This is a genomic window from Photorhabdus sp. HUG-39 (assembly GCF_963878365.1).
GTDB classification, from domain to species: domain Bacteria; phylum Pseudomonadota; class Gammaproteobacteria; order Enterobacterales; family Enterobacteriaceae; genus Photorhabdus; species Photorhabdus kayaii.
The window spans coordinates 14738-36208 of sequence record NZ_CAWNWY010000039.1; the positions used below are offsets into that span (position 1 = coordinate 14738).

19 protein-coding genes and 4 tRNA genes are annotated in these 21471 nt (G+C 41.8%); 19 read left to right on the plus strand and 4 right to left on the minus strand.

Annotated features, from left to right (window positions below; translation table 11 throughout):
* Positions 1 to 10 precede the first annotated feature (10 nt).
* From lplT to luxS, 11 genes are all read left to right on the plus strand, one after another.
* Entirely contained in the window at positions 11 to 1180 is a 1170-nt protein-coding gene (gene lplT / locus AAC155_RS20160) for a lysophospholipid transporter LplT (RefSeq protein ID WP_191214956.1), read from the plus strand.
* Positions 1181 to 1190: 10 nt separating this feature from the next.
* Positions 1191 to 1748 (plus strand): nicotinamide-nucleotide amidase, encoded by a 558-nt coding sequence (pncC, locus tag AAC155_RS20165; protein ID WP_113043906.1) that lies wholly within the window; start codon positions 1191 to 1193, stop codon positions 1746 to 1748.
* A 176-nt stretch (positions 1749 to 1924) separates the two neighbouring features.
* Positions 1925 to 2992 carry a recombinase RecA gene (recA, locus tag AAC155_RS20170; protein WP_112878357.1) on the plus strand — a complete coding sequence of 356 codons (1068 nt, stop codon included), beginning with the start codon at positions 1925 to 1927 and terminating at the stop codon, positions 2990 to 2992.
* Positions 2993 to 3434: 442 nt separating this feature from the next.
* Positions 3435 to 6065 (plus strand): alanine--tRNA ligase, encoded by a 2631-nt coding sequence (gene alaS, locus AAC155_RS20175; RefSeq protein WP_113043894.1) that lies wholly within the window; start codon positions 3435 to 3437, stop codon positions 6063 to 6065.
* A 246-nt stretch (positions 6066 to 6311) separates the two neighbouring features.
* Positions 6312 to 6497 carry a carbon storage regulator CsrA gene (gene csrA / locus AAC155_RS20180; RefSeq protein ID WP_002209449.1) on the plus strand — a complete coding sequence of 62 codons (186 nt, stop codon included), beginning with the start codon at positions 6312 to 6314 and terminating at the stop codon, positions 6495 to 6497.
* Between the two features lie 385 nt (positions 6498 to 6882).
* A tRNA-Ser gene (locus AAC155_RS20185) sits at positions 6883 to 6975 on the plus strand.
* A gap of 10 nt (positions 6976 to 6985) precedes the next feature.
* Positions 6986 to 7062, plus strand: a tRNA-Arg gene (locus tag AAC155_RS20190).
* 87 nt (positions 7063 to 7149) lie between these two features.
* Positions 7150 to 7226, plus strand: a tRNA-Arg gene (locus AAC155_RS20195).
* 86 nt (positions 7227 to 7312) lie between these two features.
* Positions 7313 to 7389, plus strand: a tRNA-Arg gene (locus AAC155_RS20200).
* 181 nt (positions 7390 to 7570) lie between these two features.
* A complete protein-coding gene (gshA, locus tag AAC155_RS20205; RefSeq protein WP_113043895.1) occupies positions 7571 to 9139 on the plus strand; it encodes a glutamate--cysteine ligase in 1569 nt (522 codons plus the stop codon).
* 149 nt (positions 9140 to 9288) lie between these two features.
* The gene (gene luxS / locus AAC155_RS20210) at positions 9289 to 9804 is read left to right on the plus strand and encodes an S-ribosylhomocysteine lyase (RefSeq protein ID WP_036814109.1); all 516 of its coding nucleotides are present in this window, start codon (positions 9289 to 9291) and stop codon (positions 9802 to 9804) included.
* Between the two features lie 100 nt (positions 9805 to 9904).
* On the opposite strand, the gene AAC155_RS20215 is transcribed toward luxS, so the two are convergent.
* Entirely contained in the window at positions 9905 to 11197 is a 1293-nt protein-coding gene (locus AAC155_RS20215) for an HlyC/CorC family transporter (RefSeq protein WP_146748130.1), read from the minus strand.
* A gap of 39 nt (positions 11198 to 11236) precedes the next feature.
* Positions 11237 to 12028 (minus strand): cytochrome C assembly family protein, encoded by a 792-nt coding sequence (locus AAC155_RS20220; protein WP_113043896.1) that lies wholly within the window; start codon positions 12026 to 12028, stop codon positions 11237 to 11239.
* Positions 12029 to 12212: 184 nt separating this feature from the next.
* Between AAC155_RS20220 and ffh the strand changes: the two genes are divergently transcribed.
* The 8 genes from ffh (at position 12213) to tyrA (ending at position 19385) form a co-directional block, all read left to right on the plus strand.
* Positions 12213 to 13574 (plus strand): signal recognition particle protein, encoded by a 1362-nt coding sequence (gene ffh, locus AAC155_RS20225; protein ID WP_113043897.1) that lies wholly within the window; start codon positions 12213 to 12215, stop codon positions 13572 to 13574.
* A gap of 136 nt (positions 13575 to 13710) precedes the next feature.
* Entirely contained in the window at positions 13711 to 13959 is a 249-nt protein-coding gene (rpsP, locus tag AAC155_RS20230; RefSeq protein WP_015835325.1) for a 30S ribosomal protein S16, read from the plus strand.
* Positions 13960 to 13977: 18 nt separating this feature from the next.
* Positions 13978 to 14526, plus strand: a complete 549-nt coding sequence (gene rimM, locus AAC155_RS20235) for a ribosome maturation factor RimM (RefSeq protein WP_112878362.1) — start codon at positions 13978 to 13980, stop codon at positions 14524 to 14526.
* A gap of 39 nt (positions 14527 to 14565) precedes the next feature.
* Complete coding sequence (trmD, locus tag AAC155_RS20240; RefSeq protein WP_011145583.1) at positions 14566 to 15318, plus strand: tRNA (guanosine(37)-N1)-methyltransferase TrmD; 753 nt, start codon at positions 14566 to 14568, stop codon at positions 15316 to 15318.
* 64 nt (positions 15319 to 15382) lie between these two features.
* Positions 15383 to 15736 carry a 50S ribosomal protein L19 gene (gene rplS / locus AAC155_RS20245; protein ID WP_112878363.1) on the plus strand — a complete coding sequence of 118 codons (354 nt, stop codon included), beginning with the start codon at positions 15383 to 15385 and terminating at the stop codon, positions 15734 to 15736.
* A gap of 215 nt (positions 15737 to 15951) precedes the next feature.
* Positions 15952 to 16758 carry an alpha/beta fold hydrolase gene (locus tag AAC155_RS20250; RefSeq protein WP_113043898.1) on the plus strand — a complete coding sequence of 269 codons (807 nt, stop codon included), beginning with the start codon at positions 15952 to 15954 and terminating at the stop codon, positions 16756 to 16758.
* A gap of 405 nt (positions 16759 to 17163) precedes the next feature.
* The gene (locus AAC155_RS20255; protein ID WP_271859008.1) at positions 17164 to 18258 is read left to right on the plus strand and encodes a 3-deoxy-7-phosphoheptulonate synthase; all 1095 of its coding nucleotides are present in this window, start codon (positions 17164 to 17166) and stop codon (positions 18256 to 18258) included.
* 5 nt (positions 18259 to 18263) lie between these two features.
* Positions 18264 to 19385 carry a bifunctional chorismate mutase/prephenate dehydrogenase gene (tyrA, locus tag AAC155_RS20260; protein ID WP_113043899.1) on the plus strand — a complete coding sequence of 374 codons (1122 nt, stop codon included), beginning with the start codon at positions 18264 to 18266 and terminating at the stop codon, positions 19383 to 19385.
* 1193 nt (positions 19386 to 20578) lie between these two features.
* Here the strand turns inward: tyrA and AAC155_RS20265 are convergent.
* Entirely contained in the window at positions 20579 to 21025 is a 447-nt protein-coding gene (locus AAC155_RS20265) for an H-NS histone family protein (protein WP_113043900.1), read from the minus strand.
* A gap of 119 nt (positions 21026 to 21144) precedes the next feature.
* Positions 21145 to 21333 (minus strand): hypothetical protein, encoded by a 189-nt coding sequence (locus tag AAC155_RS20270; protein WP_146748131.1) that lies wholly within the window; start codon positions 21331 to 21333, stop codon positions 21145 to 21147.
* Between the last annotated feature and the right edge of the window lie 138 nt (positions 21334 to 21471).

Sequence of the window (21471 nt, forward strand, 5' to 3'; positions counted from 1 at the left end):
AACCCGCGGTATGAAAGCTGTATTGGTGTCGCAGTTTTTTTCGGCTTTTGCCGATAATGCGTTGTTGTTTGCGATCCTGGCGCAATTGAAAGCCCAGTTTTATCCTGACTGGAGTCAGCCGATATTACAGATAGTGTTTGTCTTGGCATATATCCTATTGGCGCCTTTTGTGGGACAAATTGCTGATCGTTTCCCGAAAAATCGTGTGATGTTGTTTGCTAATAGCCTAAAGTTGTTGGGCGCGTTTACTATTTGCTTGGGATATGATCCATTTCTGGGTTATGCCTTGGTGGGCGTGGGGGCTGCATCATATTCACCGGCTAAATATGGAATCTTGGTTGAATTGACCGATGGTGATCGTTTAGTAAAGGCTAATGGTTTGATGGAAGCTTCAACGATAATTGCCATTCTTACGGGCTCTGTTGCTGGCGGTTTTTTGTCTGATTGGAATTTGGCTGTCGCACTGCTTGCTTGTGCACTGATGTATGGTATCGCTGTTGTCGCTAATTTCTTTATCCCTCGATTATCGGCGGTGCGTCAGGATAAAGGCTGGAATCTGAAAAAGGTGCTGACAGACTTTGCTTCATCCTGTTGTATTCTTTGGCATAACAAAGGAGCTCGATTTTCTTTAATTGGCACGAGTTTGTTCTGGGGTGCGGGTATAACATTGAGATTCCTATTGGTCTTATGGGTACCGGTTGTTCTGGGAGTTTCTGACAATAGCACGCCGACAATACTTAATGTGATGGTTGCTGTCGGCATTATTATTGGTGCAGGTATTGCTGCCCGTTTCATCACCCTTAAAACAGTCCACCGTTGTATGCCTGCTGGTGTTTTAATCGGCGTGATGGTGGTCATTTTTGCTGTTCAGCAAAGTATTTGGGCTTCCTACGTCTTATTAATCATTCTCGGTATTTTTGGCGGTTTGTTTATTGTTCCACTGAATGCATTATTGCAGGAAAGTGGCAGACAAACGACTGGGGCTGGTTATGCAATTGCAGTCCAGAATTTGGGTGAGAATATCGCCATGTTATTGATGCTTGGCTTGTATTCATTGGTTATTAAAATAGGCGTCCCGGTTGTTACAACAGGGATAGGCTTTGGTACTCTGTTGGCGTTGACAATCACGAGTTTGTGGATTTGGAACCGGTTTCAAAGAAATGGATCTTTTACCGGATAAAGAGAGTGTTATGAGTGAAAAAATTCTGACTCAGCTTAGTATTGAACTGGGGGAGAAGCTGAGACAGCAAAAACTGTGGGTGACCTGTGCTGAATCTTGCACCGGTGGCTGGTTGGCGAAAACAATTTCAGATATTGCCGGTAGCTCTGCTTATTTTGACCGAAGCTTTGTGACATACAGTAATAAAGCTAAGCATCAGATGCTTGGTGTGTCAGAAGCTGTTTTACAGCAACATGGGGCTGTCAGTGAACAGGTTGTGAGAGAAATGGCCGTAGGGGCACTGAAAGCCGCGCAGGCAGATCTGGCGGTTTCGGTCAGTGGCATTGCCGGGCCTGATGGCGGCAGCGAAGAAAAACCTGTTGGTACAGTGTGGTTTGGGTTTGCATATCTAACGGTAAATGGGGTAGAAGTTGTGTCCCGCCGTTATTGTTTTAATGGTGATCGAAATGAAGTACGCCTTCAAGCTGTCATTTATTCTCTGAAAACATTGTTATCAGAGATTATATACCCTATGGATTTCAAGATGGATCGCGACGGCAAGGGAGTGAATCCCCGGGAGCATAGGTAACGATGTGACCGAGGTGAGCGAGTGCAGCCAACAAAGAGGCAACTTGAAAGATAACGGGTATAAAAAATTAACTTGATGCTGTATGATTATACAGTATAATTGTAGGCAACATTTCAGTATTAAAAATTATTCATCGGCAGTGAGAGAGCCCTTTCATTGCTTACGAGGGAGTAAAAATGGCTATTGATGAAAATAAACAAAAAGCACTAGCAGCGGCACTAGGCCAAATTGAAAAACAGTTTGGTAAAGGTTCCATCATGCGTTTGGGCGAAGACCGTTCAATGGACGTTGAAACTATCTCCACGGGTTCATTGTCACTGGATATTGCATTAGGTGCTGGTGGCCTGCCGATGGGGCGTATCGTTGAAATCTATGGCCCGGAATCTTCTGGTAAGACAACGCTGACATTACAGGTGATTGCCGCGGCACAACGTGAAGGTAAAACCTGTGCGTTTATTGATGCTGAACACGCTCTTGATCCTATCTATGCTAAGAAGTTGGGTGTTGATATTGATAACCTGTTGTGTTCTCAACCCGATACGGGGGAACAGGCTCTTGAGATCTGTGATGCGTTGACACGTTCCGGCGCTGTTGATGTCATTATCGTAGACTCCGTTGCTGCCTTAACACCAAAAGCCGAAATTGAAGGGGAAATTGGCGATTCTCATATGGGGCTGGCAGCTCGAATGATGAGTCAGGCAATGCGCAAACTGGCCGGTAACTTGAAAAGCTCCAATACGTTGTTGATCTTTATCAACCAGATTCGTATGAAAATTGGTGTCATGTTTGGTAACCCTGAAACTACCACCGGTGGTAACGCGCTGAAATTCTATGCTTCTGTTCGTCTGGATATTCGCCGCATTGGTTCTGTGAAAAATGGCGAAGAGGTCGTTGGTAGCGAGACCCGTGTTAAGGTGGTAAAAAACAAAGTGGCAGCGCCATTTAAGCAAGCAGAATTCCAGATTATGTATGGCGAAGGCATTAACACTTATGGTGAATTAATCGATTTAGGTGTGAAGCATAAATTGGTGGAAAAAGCAGGCGCATGGTACAGCTATAATGGCGATAAAATTGGTCAAGGCAAAGCGAATGCGACCATCTACCTGAAAGAACATCCTGAAGTTGCTACTGAACTGGATAAAAAATTACGTGAAATGCTGTTGCACAATGCCGGCGAATTCAATAGTGCTGCTTCTGATTATGAAGCCAATGAAAACGAAGAGATGAATAACGAAGAATTCTAATCTAATAATATCGGTAGTCTCTATTCTTGTATTCAAAGCTGTAAAAGTTTTGTCATCAAACTTATACCGCGTTAATAATGACGCGGTTTCTTCTTTCAGAAAGCGAGTATTATCCATATTATGCGATCATGCTTTCAGAAAATACCTAGACGATTTACAATGCTGCCAGCGAATGGATGTATATGGGATTTTATACCTTATGGATTTCAAGATGCATCGCGACGGCAAGGGAGTGAATCCCCGGGAGCATAGGTAACTATGTAACCGGGGTGAGCGAGTGCAGCCAACAAAGAGGCAACTTGAAAGATGACGGGTATACTTCTAATAGAAGAACTTTTATCTTATCCCCACTTTGTTTATTCGTGAGTTGAAAATAGGTGATGGAATATCCCACCTAACCAATTCATAAATCTGTTTTTTCCAGCTTGATTTTGGGACAATTATGAGCAAAAGCACTGCTGAGATCCGTCAAGCGTTTCTCGACTTTTTTCATACTAAAGGGCATCAAGTCGTACCAAGTAGTTCTTTGGTGCCAAATAATGACCCAACACTGCTGTTTACCAACGCAGGGATGAACCAGTTTAAGGATGTCTTTCTTGGACAGGACAAAAGATCTTACTCCCGAGCAACAACTGCTCAGCGCTGTGTTCGTGCTGGTGGTAAACATAATGATTTAGAAAATGTAGGTTACACCGCACGTCATCATACTTTCTTTGAGATGCTAGGTAATTTTAGTTTTGGTGACTATTTCAAACATGATGCTATTAGTTATGCTTGGGAACTTCTGACGGGTAAAGATTGGTTTAATTTGCCTAAAGAAAAATTATGGGTGACTGTCTATCAGACAGATAATGAAGCCTATGATATCTGGAAGAATGAAGTCGGAATACCAGCAGAAAGAATTATCCGCATTGGTGATAACAAAGGTGCACCTTATGCATCGGATAACTTCTGGCAAATGGGTGATACTGGTCCTTGTGGCCCTTGCACTGAAATTTTTTATGATCATGGTGAGCATATCTGGGGTGGGCCGCCAGGAAGCCCGGAGGAAGATGGTGACAGATATATTGAAATCTGGAATATCGTCTTTATGCAGTTCAATCGTCATGCCGATGGCACGATGGAGCCGTTGCCAAAACCATCCGTAGATACGGGGATGGGGCTGGAGCGTATCACTGCTGTATTGCAGCACGTCAATTCTAATTATGAGATTGATCTGTTCCGTGATTTGATTACAGTTGTTGCTAATGTCACTGGTGCTACAGATGATCTGAGTAATAAATCTCTGCGGGTTATTGCTGATCACATTCGTTCATGTGCATTTTTGATTTGTGATGGTGTTGTTCCTTCTAATGAAAACCGTGGTTATGTTCTGCGTCGTATTATCCGCCGAGCTATCCGTCACGGTAACATGTTGGGGGCTAAAGATACCTTCTTCTATAAACTGGTTGCGCCATTGCTAGAAGTGATGGGCGCGGCGGGAGAAGAGCTTAAACGCCAGCAAGCAGTTGTTGAGCAGATCTTGAAAACAGAAGAAGAGCAGTTTGCTCGTACGCTGGAACGTGGTCTTCAATTATTAGACGATGAACTCGCAAAACTGTCCGGTGATATTCTGGATGGCGAAACGGCTTTCCGTTTGTATGATACCTATGGTTTCCCTGTGGATTTAACCGCTGATGTTTGCCGTGAGCGTAATATTAGCGTTGATGAAGCGGGATTTGCAGTGGCAATGGAAAATCAGCGTCGTCGAGCCCGTGAATCAAGTGGTTTCGGTACTAATTATAATGAATTGATCAAAGTTGATGAACGCAGCGATTTCTCTGGTTACGATCATAACGAACAGCAGGCAACAGTAACTGCTATCTTCCGTAATGGTGAATCAGTGAATCAAATTCAAGCAGGTGAAGAAGCGATTGTTATACTGGATAAGACCGCTTTTTATGCTGAATCCGGTGGACAAGTTGGTGACTCGGGTATTCTGAGTAATACCAATTGTGCTTTTTGTGTTATTGATACACAAAAATATGGTCAGGCTATTGGTCATATTGGTAAGCTTGAAAAAGGTATCTTAAGTGTAAACCATAACATCAATGCGGTTATTGATATTGAACGTCGTGATGCCATTCGTTTGAATCACTCAGCAACCCATCTGTTACATGCTGCATTACGTCAAATTTTGGGTGAGCACGTATCACAGAAAGGCTCTCTGGTTAACGATAAATACCTTCGCTTTGATTTTTCTCACTTTGAAGCGATGAAACCAGAACAGATCCGTCAGGTTGAAGATTTGGTTAATGCCGAAGTTCGTCAAAATTCACCTGTTGTTACTGAATTGATGGATCTGGAAACAGCAAAAGCTAAAGGTGCAATGGCACTGTTTGGTGAAAAATACGAAGAGCAAGTCCGTGTACTGTCAATGGGGGATTTTTCCACTGAATTATGTGGAGGGACTCACGCAAATCGTACCGGCGATATTGGCTTGTTCCGTATTATTGCTGAATCTGGAACGGCTGCGGGTATCCGTAGGATCGAAGCAATTACAGGTAAAAAAGCGTTGGAATCTGTACATCAACAGGTTGATTTACTTCAGGATATTGCTCAATTGGTGAAAAGTGATATTCATAGCCTGAGTGAAAAAGTGCGGGTGACACTGGATAGAACCAAAGCGTTGGAAAAAGAGCTTCAACAGCTTAAAGATCAACAGGCTGCACAAGAGAGCTCTTCTTTAGCAAGCAAAGCGAAAGAAGTGAAGGGTGTGAAGTTGTTGGTCAGTCAGTTAAGCAATACAGAGCCTAAGATGTTGAGAACGATGGTTGATGATCTGAAAAATCAACTAGGTTCAGCAATTATTGTGCTTTCCGCTATAAGTGATGATAAAGTCAGCTTAATTGTTGGGGTCACAAAGGATCTGACGGCTCAAATAAAAGCAGGTGAGTTAATTTCTTCTGTAGCTCAGCAAATCGGTGGTAAAGGCGGTGGTCGCCCTGATATGGCCCAAGCAGGTGGTTCTGATATTGAAGCGTTACCTTCTGCTTTGGATAGCGTGGAAGAGTGGGTAGTATCGCGGCTATAAGCGGTATTACCTGAGTTTAGAGGGCACCATAGAGCTGTTTTTATGGTGCCTTGAAATCTTGTTGTGAAATTGTTAAAAGGTTAAGCGCATATTTATTTATTTTGGCTAAACTATATAGATAGGAAATGCGCTTAAAATTGCTTATACTTTAAGCATATACCATTGTTTTACGTTTTCACGGTGTTTGATGGATAATAGCGGGGAAACCGAAAGACCCGACTCTTTTAAATTTTCAAGGAGCAAAGAATGCTTATTCTGACTCGTCGAGTTGGTGAAACGCTCATGATAGGCGATGAGGTAACAGTTACAGTACTAGGGGTTAAAGGTAACCAAGTTCGTATTGGTGTAAATGCCCCTAAAGAAGTTTCTGTTCACCGTGAAGAAATTTATCAGCGGATTCAGGCCGAAAAATCTCAGCCAACAACTTATTGACTCTAAGTTGGCGTCCTATTTCTGTCGAACCGGGCGCCATTTTTGAGGAATCTCACCTCTGTTGGTATTTTTTGTCGTGCTAATTTCTTAAACTCTTGTCTATTTTCCCATCTTTTTTGTTTTTCTATCGTAAGAACAGAGTGTTCCTACCATGTTATTGTGGCGAATAATGATTTGCATGCACTTTAATTGAAGGTGTAATAGTTTGCTGCTGATAAAGTACACTTTTTGGTTTCAAACTACACATCTTGTGTGTGAAGTGTTCAAACAAACACAGGTTTAGAAAAATTGTTTGACTTATAAGTCTGGGAAAGTAATATGTGCGCCACGCAGTGACGAGGAGCTTAAACGAAAGTTCTGAGTCGCGATTCGAAAGAAAGCGTACGGTGAGATGGCCGAGAGGCTGAAGGCGCTCCCCTGCTAAGGGAGTATGCGGTCAAAAGCTGCATCGAGGGTTCGAATCCCTCTCTCACCGCCATTTAAACCACGCATCCATAGCTCAGCTGGATAGAGTACTCGGCTACGAACCGAGCGGTCGGAGGTTCGAATCCTTCTGGATGCGCCATATTTAACCTTAAGATGAAGTCATCTGAGGTGCTATTTAGGTAATCGAAGCAACTACTGCCTTTTGCCCGAGTGAAAAACTGAACACGCATCCATAGCTCAGCTGGATAGAGTACTCGGCTACGAACCGAGCGGTCGGAGGTTCGAATCCTTCTGGATGCGCCAATTTAACCTTGAGATGAAACCATCCGAGGCAGCATTTAGGTAATCGAAGCAACTGCTATCTTTTACCAGAGTAAAAAACTGAACATGCATCCATAGCTCAGCTGGATAGAGTACTCGGCTACGAACCGAGCGGTCGGAGGTTCGAATCCTTCTGGATGCGCCATACCAAGCCCTGCTTAAACAGCAGGGCTTTTTCTTTTCTACCCTGTATTGCCGGTAACCAACCTGCCCTCGGTATGACGCTGAAATATTTTTGCTTATCTATCTAATCAGCGACAATTTGGCTTGTTTAAGATAAAGTAAACCCTTATAAAAATTCTTCTAAAACACTACGGGAGGTCGAATTGATCCCGGACGTATCAAAGGCTCTATCATGGCTAGAGGCGCATCCGACAATTTTAAAGGGAATTCGTCGCGGTGTTGAACGTGAAACATTGCGTATCACTTCAGATGGTAGTTTAGCCATAACAGAACATCCTAAAACACTTGGTGCAGCGCTTACGCATAAATGGATTACTACTGATTTTGCTGAGTCATTGTTGGAATTCATAACACCAGTTGGTGATGATATAAAATATACGATTTCTTTTCTTGGCGATATTCATCGTCACACGGCGCGTGTGCTGGACAAAGAAAAAATGTGGCCATTAAGTATGCCATGCTTTATTGATGCGGAAGAGAACATCACTTTGGCTCAATATGGTGCATCGAATGTTGGTCGCTATAAGACCTTATACCGTGAAGGTCTGAAAAATCGTTATGGCGCGTTGATGCAGACCATATCCGGGGTTCATTATAATTTTTCATTGCCAATTGAGTTTTGGCGTGCCTGGGCTGGTGTTGAAGATGCAGAGAGTGGTAAAGAACAGATCTCTAATGGTTATTTCCGCTTGATCCGTAACTATTATCGCTTTGGATGGGTGATCCCATATTTGTTTGGTGCTTCTCCGGCAATTTGTTCCTCGTTCTTACGTGGAAGAGAGACTTCTTTTCTTTTTGAACGGACAGAAGATGGAACTTGTTATCTGCCTTATGCGACTTCACTAAGAATGAGTAATTTGGGGTACACCAATAAATCACAGAGCGATCTGAATATTACGTTTAATAACCTACATACTTATATTGAAGGGCTGAAAAAAGCGATTCACAAGCCATCTGACGAGTTTGCTAAGTTGGGCACTAAGCAAGGTGATAAATATATTCAGCTCAATACCAACGTCTTACAAATTGAAAATGAATTGTATGCGCCAATCCGACCTAAGCGTGTCACTAGAGGGAATGAATCGCCTTCTGATGCTTTGTTGCGTGGGGGCGTGGAATATATCGAAGTTCGTTCATTGGATATTAATCCATTTGCTGCGATTGGTGTCAATGAGACACAAATTCGTTTTCTTGACCTATTCTTAATATGGTGTGTGCTTGCCGAAGCGCCGGAAATGGGCAGTGATGAATTAGAGTGTTGCCGTAAGAATTGGGATAGAGTGATCCTTGAAGGGCGTAAACCAGAGCAAAAGATTGGCTTGGGTTGTGGAAGTGTGGAAGAACCGCTAGTAAAAGTTGGCAAAAAGTTATTTAGTGACTTGAAACGGGTTGCCGCAATATTGGATAGTTGTTCTGGCACACAGTATCAAAAGGTTTGCGAAGAATTAATTGCTATGTTTGATGATTCATCACTGACTTTATCGGCCCGTGTGCTGGAAAAAGTGAAGAGCCAGGGCATTGGTGGTTTTGGACTGGAACTAGCAGATGAATACCGCCAGCAACTGATCAATGAGAAATATGAGGTTATTAGCGACGAGCAGTTCGCTATAGAACGCAGGGCCTCCGTAGAGCGACAAGACGCATTGGAACGTGAGGATACGATGAGTTTTGATGAGTATCTGAAACATCTGAAACAACAAATAGGATACTAGAAAAAATGGCCACAAGTAAAAGTGGCCAAATGGGATTTTCTAGAGAATAGGGATAATAATTACGCGTCTTTCATTCTTTACGACCGGTGGCAGATGAAAAAGTTTCATTTGCTTGAAGAAAAATCTGAATTTTTTGTGGAGATAAAGAAATGCCTTTACTGGATAGTTTTACTGTTGACCATACTCGTATGAATGCGCCAGCCGTCAGAGTTGCTAAGACTATGAAAACGCCTCATGGCGACACCATCACAGTTTTTGACTTACGTTTCTGTATACCCAATAAACAGGTTATGCCTGAAAAGGGTATTCATACACTTGAGCATTTGTTCGCTGGTTTTATGCGCAATCACCTCAATGGTGAGGGTGTTGAAATTATTGATATATCGCCAATGGGATGTCGAACAGGTTTTTATATGAGCTTGATTGGCGCCCCGGCGGAAATACGCGTTGCAGACGCATGGAAAGCGGCTATGGCTGATGTCTTGAAAGTGAAAGATCAGAGCCAGATCCCAGAACTAAATATTTATCAATGTGGTACTTATCACATGCATTCACTGACAGAAGCTCAGGATATTGCCCGTCATATTCTTGATTCAGACGTCCTCGTTAATAAGAATGACGAGTTGGCATTGCCAGAAGAAAAACTGACCGAATTGAAAGTGTAGTTCCATAGCAGTGATAATATTTCGGGTTCCTGAGATGAAGTATTAACAGGAATTTGCCGTTGGAGGTGCGCCTCCAGCGGCGTCAATTTTCCGCCTCGATTTAAAGGGCTTGTGTTTTTTGCTCAGGAAATTGGCTAATGGGAGTGACTCGAACTTGTTTAATGACATTATCGTTGACTGAAAGTACTTCAAAATTATATTTGCCGATTTGCACTTGTACATTAAGTGCGGGTATTTCTCCTAATTCTTCAAGCACCATACCATTAACCGTTCGTGGCCCATCAACAGGCAATGCCCAGTTAAAGGCTTTATTTAATTCGCGGATGTTGGCGGTCCCGTCAATCAAAATAGTCCCATCGCTTTGTGGTGAAACTTCTTCTGCCAGAGAAGGAGACATTGATGTGGTAAAATCACCGACAATCTCTTCGAGGATATCTTCAACAGTGACCAGACCTTGAATATCACCGTATTCATCAACGATGAGCCCGGCTTTCTCCTTATTACGTTGGAAATTGACTAACTGGATATTAAGTGGTGTGCTGACGGGGACATAATAGATTTTATCTGCTGCTTTAATCAGGTTTCTTTTGATGAACTCTTTTTTTTCTGTCATCAGTCGGTAAGCTTCACGCACACGAAGCATGCCAATGGCATCATCAAGTGAATCACGGTAAAGCACGATCCGACCATGAGGTGAATGAGTTAATTGCCGTATGATGGATTTCCAGTCATCATTAATATCAATGCCAATAATTTCATTACGGGGAACCATAATGTCGCCGATTGTGACTTTTTCCAGATCTAAAATTGAAGTTAGCATAGCCTGATTTTGCTGTGATAGCTTGGCATTTGATTCATTCACAATAGTGCGAAGTTCATCTTTACTCATTGCGTGACTAGAGCCAGTAGGTTGTTTGATACCAAGGCAACGCATTAACAATAAAGTAATTTTATTTAGCACCCAGACCAACGGCAGCATGATTTTCTGTAACGGGCGGAGCAAAAAACTACTCGGAAAAGCGACTCTTTCAGGATAGAGGGCGGCTATCGTTTTTGGCATAACTTCAGAAAATATCAGTACGATAAACGTCAGAATACCGGTTGCAATAGCGACTCCGGCATCACCGTAAAGACGCATACCAATGATAGTAGCGAGTGCTGAAGCAAGAATATTAACCAGATTATTGCCGATGAGAATCAGACTGATGAGCTGCTCAGGATGACGAAGTAATGCTTCAACTCTGCGGGCAGAGTGGTTCCCTTGCTTTGCCAGATGACGTAAGCGATAACGATTCATTGTCATCATACCAGTCTCGGAGGCGGAGAAATAAGCTGAGACAATGACCATGATGATTAAAATAATCAGTAATGTGCTTGTTGAGACATGCTCCAAAACAGAATTCCTTCCAAGTATTGATTGAACATCATACTCCTAGTAAATCATGATTTCCTGCAATAATCGATTACCGAAATAGGCGAGTGTCAGGGTAAATGCGCCGATCAGGTTAAACCAGATAACGCGTTTACCGCGCCATCCATCATGGTAGTGACCCCATAATAAAACAATGTAAACAAACCATGCGATAATAGACAAAATTGCTTTATGGATGTTTTCGCTACTGAAAATATTATCCATGTAGAGGATGCCGGTGCAGAGCGTCAACGTTAGCAATATTACGCCAAGCTGAGTGATATGAAACATTTTGCGTTCAATGAACATTAATGGGGGCATATCTGGCGTAAAAGTGAGTTTTTTATTTTTAAGCTGATGATCCAACCACCCAAGCTGTAATGCATATAATGCCGCGATAAGTAAAGTCGCATAACCAAGAAGTGCCAACCCAATATGGATAGATAATTCAAAGCTCGCCTCTAGATGGGTAATGAATTCACCTGGCATAAGACTCGCTAAAACCAAATTTATCATGGAAAAACTGTAAACAATGGGTAGCAGGAACCAAGCACGGCCGTGAGAAGCGACAATTGTCATTATGATACAAGTAAGTAAACTGACGATAGAACCAAGGTTTAGGAGGGTGAGGTTTTGCCCGCTGCTGACGTGGAATATCTGGTGTTTAAGTGCAATAGCATGACAAATTAAAGCGACAATCGAGGAAAGTAATGCCAGCCTGCGGTATCCTTTCGGTTGCCGCAGCAAGCCGGGAATAATCAGTACCAGGCTGAATAAATAAGCGAATGAAGAAATTATAGAAAATACTGGCATAGCATTAGTCGTTTTAGCGATAGTTTTAGGGTGAATTAAAGCTTAAGTATACCGCCAGCAAGGATAGCCTCCAACCGTTGTTAATCATCGGTGTGAATCTCTGTGCAGAGATCCCTTTCCATCGTGTTATAATTTGCGGAATATGCCTTACAGGTAGCCCATTTTTAAAAATTGAGCAGAGACAATGTTTGATAATTTAACCGACAGACTATCGCGCACATTGCGCAATATCAGTGGCCGTGGGCGACTGACCGAAGATAATATTAAAGAGACACTGCGCGAAGTTCGCATGGCTTTACTTGAAGCTGACGTCGCATTACCTGTAGTGCGTGATTTTATTTCATGTGTTAAAGAGCGCGCGGTAGGCCACGAGGTTAATAAAAGCCTGACTCCCGGCCAAGAGTTTGTCAAAATTGTTCAGAATGAACTTGTTAAGGCGATGGGGGAAGTTAACAGTGAACTGAATCTTTCTACTCAGCCGCCTGCTGTCGTATTAATGGCGGGTCTACAAGGTGCAGGTAAAACGACCAGCGTTGCCAAGCTAGGTAGCTTTCTGAAAGGAAAACAGAAGAAAAAAGTTTTGGTGGTATCTGCTGACGTCTATCGTCCAGCGGCTATCAAACAGCTTGAAACCTTGGCGCAGGCAGTTGGTATTGATTTCTACCCTTCTGATGCTCAGGAAAAACCCGTTGATATCGTGACTCAAGCGGTACAGCACGCCAAATTGAAATTCTATGATGTGCTTTTGGTGGATACTGCGGGTCGTCTACATGTTGACGAAGCAATGATGGATGAAATCAAACAGGTTCATAAAGCCATCAATCCAGTAGAAACCCTATTTGTTGTTGATGCAATGACGGGGCAGGATGCGGCTAATACCGCGAAAGCTTTCAATGAAGCATTGCCACTGACGGGTATAGTGTTAACGAAAGTCGATGGTGATGCCCGTGGCGGTGCAGCGCTATCTATTCGTCATATTACTGGGAAGCCGATTAAATTCCTGGGTGTTGGTGAAAAAACGGATGCGTTGGAGCCATTCCATCCGGATCGTATTGCCTCTCGAATCCTTGGAATGGGCGATGTTCTGTCCCTGATTGAAGAGATTGAAAGTAAAGTCGATCGCACCCAGGCTGAAAAGCTGGCTTCTAAACTGAAGAAAGGTGACGGCTTCGATTTAAATGATTTTCTAGATCAGTTAAAGCAGATGCGTAACATGGGGGGAATGGCCAGCATGTTAAGCAAAATGCCGGGGATGTCTCAAGTGCCAGATGCAGTGAAATCCCAGATGGATGATAAAATTCTGGTGAAAATGGAAGCTATTATCAATTCTATGACGCGTAAAGAGCGACAAAAACCAGAAATAATCAAAGGTTCTCGTAAACGTCGTATTGCTAATGGTTCTGGCACTCAGGTCCAAGATGTTAACCGCTTGCTTAAACAATTCGACGAAATGCAGCGCATGATGAAAAAAATGAAGAAAGGCGGCTTGGCAAAAATGATGCGTGGCATGAAAGGCATGATGCCACCCGGATTTATGGGCCGTTAATCGATAAAGTCTCGAAGAATATCCACTTTGGATTGCTTTTTGCGCCAAAGTGAGTAAACTTTTCGGGCTTTTTATCTGATAACCGGACTTCGTTCCTCGATGAAGTCTGGTTGTTTTGTTAACTAATGAGGATGTTATGGTAACAATTCGTTTAGCTCGTGGCGGCGCCAAAAAGCGTCCGTTTTACCAAGTAGTCGTGACCGATAGCCGCAGCCCGCGTGATGGTCGCTTTATCGAGCGCGTTGGCTTCTTCAACCCTATTGCAACAGGGAAAGCAGAAGTATTGCGTTTAGATCTGGACCGTATTGAACATTGGATTGGTCTGGGTGCAACTGTGTCTGATCGTGTTTCTACACTGATCAAAGACGCTAAAAAAGCAGCTTAATCTGTCGCGGTGGTAACTATGAGCAAGCAAACCTGTTTTGAACCGCCTGTAAACCCAATTGTATTGGGAAAATTAGGTTCAACTTATGGTATTCGTGGTTGGCTCAGAGTTTTTTCTTCCACCGAACATGCCGAAGACATTTTTGAGTATCAACCGTGGTTTATTCAACGGGCAGGCCGGTGGCAACACATCGAACTAGAAACCTGGAAACACCACAATCAGGATATGATCATCAAAATTAAAGGTATTGATGATCTGGATGCTGCGAATTTACTGACTAATTGCGAAATTATTGTAGATTCAGAACAACTGCCAGAGCTGGATACGGGTGATTACTACTGGAAAGACTTAATAGGCTGCCAGGTAATCAGCACAGCAGGTTATAACTTGGGGACTGTCAATGACATGATGGAAACCGGTTCTAACGACGTAATGGTAATTAAAGCAAACCTGAAAGATGCATTCGGTATCAAGGAACGGCTAATTCCGTTTCTTGATGGGCAGGTTATCAAGAAAGTCGATCTCGCTACTAAAACCATTGAAGTAGATTGGGATCCTGGTTTTTAAACTCCGGTTATAAGCGGTTGAAATGAGTGGGACGCGATAATGTGGATTGGGGTTATTAGCCTGTTTCCTGAAATGTTCCGCGCAATAACCGATTATGGGGTAACTGGCCGGGCAGTGAAAAATGGCCTGTTAAGTATTGAATGCTGGAATCCACGGGATTTTACCTATGACCGGCATCGTACCGTTGACGATCGACCTTATGGCGGTGGTCCAGGCATGTTGATGATGGTTCAGCCTTTACGGGAAGCCATTCATGCAGCAAAAACTGCGGCAGGCGAAGGTGCAAAAGTGATTTATCTTTCACCTCAGGGACGCAAACTCAACCAACAAGGGGTTTGTGAGCTGGCAACAAATGAAAAACTGATTTTGATTTGTGGCCGCTATGAAGGGATAGATGAGCGAGTGATCCAAACCGAGATTGACGAAGAGTGGTCTATTGGTGATTACGTGCTCAGCGGTGGTGAAATCCCTGCAATGACGATGATTGACTCAGTTTCTCGGTTCATTCCGGGCGTTCTGGGGCATCAGGCATCAGCGGAGGAGGACTCTTTTGCTGATGGATTGCTGGATTGTCCGCACTATACTCGCCCGGAGGTATTAGATGGTATGGAAGTTCCACCAGTGTTGCTGTCTGGAAATCATGCTGAAATTAATCGCTGGCGGATGAAACAATCGCTTGGCCGGACCTGGCTTAGAAGACCTGAACTTCTGGAAAACCTAGCTCTGACTGACGAGCAAAGGATATTGCTAACAGAGTTCCAACGGGAACATCTAACTGAAGCAACTAATTAATCCAGACATATCCCCGAAGGGAATGTCTCTGATATATCAGTTTACCTAGGGTAAGAGAATTATTATGAGCAACATTATTAAACAACTTGAACAAGAGCAGATGAAGCAGGACGTACCTTCATTCCGTCCGGGTGACACCGTGGAAGTTAAGGTATGGGTCGTAGAAGGTGCTAAGAAACGTCTGCAGGCATTCGAGGGCGTGGTTATCGCTATCCGTAACCGCGGTCTGCACTCTGCATTCACTGTTCGCAAAGTTTCTAACGGCGAAGGTGTTGAGCGTGTATTCCAGACTCACTCCCCAGTCGTAGACAGCATTAGCGTTAAACGTCGTGGTGCTGTTCGTAGAGCTAAATTGTACTATCTGCGTGAGCGTTCTGGTAAAGCTGCTCGTATTAAAGAGCGTCTGAACAGTAAATAATACGCTTTCGTTACATCCGAAAGTTATCATTAAAGAGGTCAGCCATTGCTGGCCTCTTTTTTTATCCTCAACTTAAAACCGCATTTTGCGGACGTGGTCATCAATTTGGTTTTGGCTCTCCTGTATTTTTAATTATTGTAATGAAAAGTCAGGCTGAATACGGGCGGGTTTTTAGAATAATTTTAAACATGATTAACTGATTATAAGGATTTGTTTTGAAAACTTTTCAAATACATAACAAAACGATGGCTTACCGAGATGAAGGTGAAGGTTTCCCGTTATTACTTGGGCATAGCTATTTGTTTGATTCTACTATGTGGGAGCCTCAGATCGAGGTCTTAAGTAAAAAATACCGGGTGATTGCTCCTGATCTCTGGGGGCATGGAAACTCGGGAGAGCTACCGGAACAACATAGCACTTTGGCTGATTTAGCTCGGGATTACCTGGCGTTGATGGATCAACTTGGTATTAAAGAATTCGCTATCATTGGTTTATCTGCTGGTGGTATGTGGGGAATTGAGTTGGTGGCTATGGCGCCGGACAGAGTTAAAGCACTGGTTTTGATGGATACCTTTGTCGGATTAGAACCTGAAGTGACTCATACAAAATACTTTGCCATGTTGGATGCGATAGAGCAGGTTGGTGCAATTCCTCAATCTATTTTGCAACAGCAGATAGTGCCAGCCTTCTTTAGCCAGCAACCGGCTCAGCATTTGGTTGATGAATTAACTCAGCGTCTGGTAGCCATTCCTGCGGAAATATTGCGTAATAGTATTATTCCGTTAGGTAGAATAATATTTGGGCGTGAAGATAGAATGCATTTGTTGGAAAAACTGGATATTCCCTCGCTTGTTATGACTGGCGAACAAGATACGCCCCGCCCGCCTCTGGAGGGTTATTTGATGGCTGAAATATTGCACTGTGATCATATTATTATCCAGGATGCAGGGCATATTTCCACATTGGAGCAACCCTATAAAGTTAATCAGGAATTAATTGCTTTTTTACAGCAAGCTTTGTAACAGATATTTTAATAAAGAGGCCGGATTTCCCGGCCTCAGACTGCTGGTATTAGTGTATTGAATTTAAAAGCGTGATCTAAATTTTTTATCTCAATATAACCTACATCATGATCTGATGGCACAGATTCTTTTCATAACAAGTGTTAAGTAATTATTCTACAGTGAGCTGTAGTCATATTATTATTTTCTTAATAAATTAATGAAAAAGCGAGTTGGGCATAGCTTAATATTTTATGGGTGCTATTTGGTAACTTGACGCCTTTTTCATTTATTGTAAATAATATTTTACAGTGTTTTGGTTTTGTTTACACTTTTGGATTGTATTCTTTACGACGCGTGATATGTTATTAGTCAAATGCATAAAAACAAATAAGTACAGAATGATAATTTGAGGAGAAAATCGACATGTTCATGCAAAGAGATGTACTTAATAACGTTCACATCAGTGGTGAGCAAATTCTTATCACTCCAAAAGAATTAAAGCAACAATACCCACTGAGTGATGATGATCTGCATGTTATTGCAAATGCACGTAAAACAATTGCGGATATTATTCAGCTCCGTGATCCCCGTTTGCTGGTAGTGTGTGGTCCTTGCTCTATTCATGACGTGGATGCGGCTCTGGATTATGCTCACCGTTTGGCCGCCCTTTCTGCTGAATTGAGTGATAGCTTGTACATTGTCATGCGTGTCTATTTTGAAAAGCCTCGTACAACAGTGGGTTGGAAAGGTCTTATTAATGATCCATACATGGATGGTTCATTTGATGTGGAAGCTGGCCTGCATATTGCTCGCCGTTTACTACTTAGTTTAGTTAAAATGGGATTGCCTCTTGCAACAGAAGCTTTAGATCCGAATAGTCCACAATATTTAGGGGATTTATTCAGTTGGTCTGCAATTGGTGCGAGAACCACAGAATCCCAGACACACCGGGAAATGGCTTCAGGTTTATCTATGCCTGTTGGTTTCAAAAATGGGACTGATGGTAGCTTGAACACTGCAATTAATGCGATGTGTGCAGCCGCTATGCCACACCGTTTTGTGGGAATAAATCAGTCGGGGCAGGTGTGTTTATTACAAACACAAGGAAACCCGAATGGGCATATTATCTTACGTGGTGGTAAGACGCCTAATTACAGCACCCAACATGTCATGGAATGTGAACAGCAAATGGTTCAATCTGGATTATTACCATCCTTGATGATTGATTGTAGTCATGGTAACTCTAATAAGGATTTTCGTCGGCAAAGTTTGGTTGTAGATTCTGTCGCAGATCAGATCATTTCAGGTAATCAATCTATTACTGGCATTATGTTGGAGAGCCATATTAATGAGGGCAACCAATCTTCTGAGCAACCGCGTAGTGAAATGAAATATGGTGTATCAGTGACTGACGCGTGTATTAGTTGGCAGACGACAGAGGCAATTCTAAGAAAATTACATCAGCAAATTAGCATGCAATTGTTGCAAAGAATGGCAGTATTGAAAAAAGCGGGATAATAAATATGGCGGCTGAATTATCTCAATTGCGGGATAAAATTGATGAAGTGGATAAAGCTTTGCTGGGCTTACTGGCAAAGCGTCTGGAATTGGTTGCAGAGATTGGTGAGGTAAAAAGTCAGAATGGATTGTCAATTTATGCACCTGACAGAGAAATGGCGATGCTTGCTTCACGTCGGCAGGAGGCTGAAGAGTTTGGTGTTCCACCGGATTTAATTGAAGATATTCTGCGCCGTATTATGCGGGAGTCCTACACCAGTGAAAATAACAAAGGGTTTAAAACACTTTGCCCTCAATTGGGGCCGATAGTCATTGTTGGTGGCTTGGGTAAAATGGGGAAACTATTTGGCCGTTTATTAACTTTGTCTGGTTATGAAGTCAGAAATTTGGAACCGCAAGATTGGCCTAACGCGGAACAAATTCTGGCGGGAGTGGGTATGGTGATTATCAGTGTACCGATTCATTTGACAGAAGAGGTTATTCGCCGTTTACCGCCATTACCTGACCATTGCATTTTGGTGGACTTGGCGTCCGTTAAACGGCAGCCATTACAAGCTATGCTTGATGTGCATAAAGGTCCAGTGTTGGGATTACATCCTATGTTTGGGCCGGATGTTGGTAGTTTGGTAAAACAAGTTGTTGTTTACTGTGACGGACGTCAAGAAGAAGCTTATCAATGGTTTTTAGAACAGTTGTTGATTTGGGGGGCTTGCTTGCATCAGATGAGCCCGGAACAGCATGATAAAAACATGAGCTTTATTCAGGCGTTGCGTCATTTCACGACATTTGCTTATGGGCAACATCTCGCACAGGAAGGTGCGGATTTACAACAACTGTTATCAATATCTTCACCTATTTACCGTTTGGAACTGATCATGGTCGGGCGCTTATTTGCCCAAGATCCTCAGCTCTACGCGGATATTATTATGTCATCACCAGAGAATATTGATCTTATACGCCGTTATCATCAAAGTTTTGGGCAAGCGCTAGAGATATTGGAAAACCAAGACAAACGGGCTTTTGTCAGCAGTTTTGAAGATGTTAGTGAATGGTTTGGTGATTATGCACCTCATTTTATGAGAGAGAGCAGGGTATTGCTTCAACAAGCGAATGATAGTCGCCAATAACTATACCTTATGGATTTTCAAGATGGATCGCGACGGCAAGGGAGAGAATCCCCGGGAGCATAGCGAACTATGTGACCGGGGGAAGCGAGTGCAGTCAACAAAGAGGCAACTTTGAAAGATAACGGGTATAAAAAGAACCGGATATGACAATACCCGATTCAATTTGCTGACAAGTTTAATTGTATTAATGAGGATGAAAGGCTTTGCAGATTAATCACATTAAAGACATAAAATAGAGGAATAGTTTAACTTAAACCGTAGAAAACAATGCTATTGGGCGGATTAAAATCGTGTAAATCAAGTTTAAACTGGCGTATTTAAGGTATCGCAGCTTTACATGGTAAATGTGCAATATAATAACGTCGAAAATAACTGAGTGATTATTTGGTTAAATTATTTATTTTCGGGTTTTGTTACGCGGATTTTTTTATCATCGGATTATTTAACTGGTTTAGAAAAAGGTTATTCTCCGGTTGAAAACGTTATTAAAGATGGTTTCTTTTTGGAGGTATATTTTCTGGTAAACGGATAAACTTATTCATATTTTTATTTATCTTTTTTTCCGTTATGCGTAAGCATTAACAAAACCGATTTTTATTTCTTATTTTTTCACTAATGGTTTTATGATGGGCAGTTTTTAAGTTGTTATTAAAAGTCATGGTTTTAGTTTTTTAGTTTAATCAGTATAAGGTTTTAACCGTGTTTTTACCCTTTTTTATTGCATTGTTTTTATAACTTGCTTCGTAAAGTAACGGTGAGAAAATACCTGAATAGTAACTCATTCTAATAATATTCTTCTATGTGCTGATCTCTTTTCAACTCTTTGTTAATAGTTGATGAATTTAGATTCAATAAAATTAACTATCTTACTGAAAAGTTGCATTGATTGAGTTAAATCAGTCTTTTATACAAAAGCATTAATCTTTCTGTATTCGTGTTTTTAAATGGTTATGGCAGGCTGATGAATAAATTAAATATGGCGGGAAGTAGGTTGTTTTTAGATGCCCTTCACCTTTTAAAAATTTGGCATTAATGGGTACCTGTTTTTTTATACTTTTTTGATTAATAACCGAGTTAATCACCCATAAAAAGGCGCTTGCGATCGCCTAAAAAAGCAAATGCAAGCAAAAAAGAAAAGTAAATAGTATTAAACAGATAATAAATCTGTGAGGCTATTTTTATTCCGAAGTTTTTTATTTTTGAATTAAAAATTCATTTAATGAATGGCCTTCATTGAGTAATTTTTGTAAACCTGATGGTTTTTTCCCGTTTCCTGACCAGTATTTAATTTCTCCATTGTCATTAAACTGATACTTAGGTTTTCTCGTCTTTCCTTTTCCTGCATTTGATTTTTTAGGTTTAAAATCAGAGAAGGTAATAGGTATGTTAATAGTATTAGGATTAAGGCCGATTTCTTCAATCATTCTTAATATTTCTAAACGTTTTTGTTCTTTTTGTTCCGCTTCTAAACTCATTAATCTGAAGGTTTCTTTGCTTTCTTGAACGACTACCTCTAATGTTTTGTAAGCCTCTTCTAGCCATTCAACATCTTTTGTTTGAGCAAACCTTCTTAATATGCTTATTCTTGATAAATATCCTGATACAATATCATATTCTTTTTCTGTGGTTAATGTTGTCATTTTGTCACCTTGTTAATAAGTTTAAAATCTATCTTTTCTGATGTTTTCTCTTCCTGCGTCAGTATAACACCGAATTTTTTACTTGCTTTAAAAAAGCTTTAATCATTTATGTTTTACCTTTAATGATTAAAGCTTTTGCCTTCTTTTTCGTGATATGCTTGCGGTTTTTTCCCAAGTTTTAAAACCGTGGTGACAGATAAAACGTGGTTTTTATTAACGCCGGTTTTATCACATTCAGATAAAACGTATTTATACCCGTCATCTTTCGAGTTGCCTCTTTGTTGGCTGCACTCACTCACCCCGGTCACATAGTTATCTATGCTCCCGGGGATTCGCTCCCTTGCCGCCGCGATGCATCTTGAAATCCATAGGGTATAATCTTATGTGAATAAGTGAAAATTTTTTAATCCCTTGTTTTCAGATGGCACGAAAAGCGATAATCCATA